1 protein-coding gene and 1 pseudogene are annotated in these 1,961 nt (G+C 42.2%); both read left to right on the forward strand.

Translation table 11 applies throughout. The annotated features are described in order from the left end of the window. The coding region (locus FIS9605_RS43705) for a DUF6875 domain-containing protein (RefSeq protein WP_026730788.1) at nt 1-343 on the forward strand (343 nt) is incomplete at its 5' end. Between the two features lie 283 nt (nt 344-626). Beyond that, nucleotides 627-1,961 (forward strand): annotated as a pseudogene (locus FIS9605_RS35855) (non-ribosomal peptide synthetase); the annotation flags it as partial.

Below are 1,961 nucleotides of genomic sequence, written 5' to 3' on the forward strand. Positions count from 1 at the left end.
CAAATTTATCGATGGTGTCCAAAAAAAACTTAAGCCTTCTTTTGTAGAATTAGGACTGATGCTAGGAGAGTTTCATAAGCGTACTGAAAGTTCTGGATTGCACAACCCTAATTTCCGTCCTCTTCGCAGTCCTATTCCACTACTGGCTATCCGCTTTATGGTCGAAAGTGATTTACCTTTTCTTATAGACACAGAAAATCCACACTTGTGTATTCAATTTCTTGAAGCTTATTTAAAGTATTTTGAGCATCATATTAAAGATGAAACAAGATTAAAAAAAGTGTATCAAGAACTCGCATTGGCACGAGAAAAAATTACTAAAAAAAGTGTTACTTTAGTCTAGGTTTGTGCATCACACCTAACATTGGTTTGGCAAGCAAAATGACAAAATAAAATGAGCTTAGTTATGAATCATTATAGTAATTTCAAATGTAACTAATGCTTGAAGAGCAGGATTGAAATTACTATTATTCTTCTTGTAATATTTGGTAACTCTATTTTTGTAGTAATGAATTTTATTCATATTAATAAACATGATGACATATAGTAGTAAATTATACCAAAAACGTATTTCTTCGAGAAATACCCAACAAGAAGATTGCAACTACACTTATACTTATACTGAGCATCTGTGCATACACAAGATTTTTGAAAAGCAAGTTGAACGCACACCCGATGCAGTGGTGGTAGTATTTGAAGATGAACAACTTACCTACAGGCAGTTAAACCAAGAGGCGAACCAACTGGCACACTACTTACAGAGTTTGGGAGTAGGGCCAGAAGTACTGGTGGGTATTTGTGTTGAACGTTCCCTAGAGATGGTGGTGGGATTGCTGGGCATTCTCAAAGCCGGTGGTGCGTATGTACCGTTAGACCCGTCCTATCCTGGCGAACGTTTAGCCTTTATCTTAGAAGATACCCAAACACCAGTGATGCTGACAACAGCAGACTTGGTTAAAAGTCTACCAACACATCAGGCACAAGTAGTTTGCCTAGACTCAGATTGGGTTAATATCGCCCGCAACAGCCAAGCCAATCCAATCAGTGACGCAACGATTGACAACCTCATCTACGTGATCTACACCTCTGGTTCGACAGGCAAACCCAAAGGTGTCATGATTCCCCACCGCGGTATCTGCAATCAACTTTATTGGCGGCAAACAACATTTGCATTAACTGCAAGCGATAAAGTTTTACAAACGATTTCTTTTAGTTTTGACCCTTCGGTTTGGCAGATATTCTGGCCGTTGTGCTTTGGCGCACAGTTGGTGATGGCGCGTCCTGGCGGACAGCGAGACATGAGTTACTTGGTTGAGGCGATCGCGAAACAGCAAATCACCGTTGCTGGGTTGGTTCCCGCGCAGTTGCGTGCTTTACTTGAGCAAGAGGGAATTGAGAATTGTCGAAGCCTGCGGCACATCACTAGTGGTGGTGAAGCGTTACCGATTGAACTGGTTGAACGCTTCTTTGAGCGTTTAAATTTGGATAATGTACTGGTCAATTGTTACGGCCCGACTGAAGCTTCTATTGATTCTACTATCTGGGTTTGCCAGCGCGGCACAAATTACACTCATGCTCCGATTGGTCGCCCAATTAGTAATGCTGAGATTTATATTTTGGATGAAAATTTACAGCCAGTTGCAGATGGTGACTGTGGAGAGTTATACATCGGTGGCGTGGGTCTGGCGCGAGGCTATTTTAACCGTCCGGATTTGACTAAGGAGCGATTTATCCCCCATCCGTTTTCCTCTGAACCAGGTGCACGGTTGTATAAAACCGGAGATGTAGGACGGTATTTACCAGATAGCAATATTGAGTTACTTGGTCGCGTTGACGAGCAAGTCAAAATACGTGGTTTCCGCATTGAGTTGGGAGAAATTGAAGCCGTACTGTGCCAACATCCTGCTGTTCAAGAAACTGTGGTGAATCTCGTTGTGAGGAGCAACGCGAACACACGTGAG

Origin of the sequence: Fischerella sp. PCC 9605, assembly GCF_000517105.1 — a bacterium.
Classification (GTDB): Bacteria; Cyanobacteriota; Cyanobacteriia; order Cyanobacteriales; family Nostocaceae; genus PCC9605.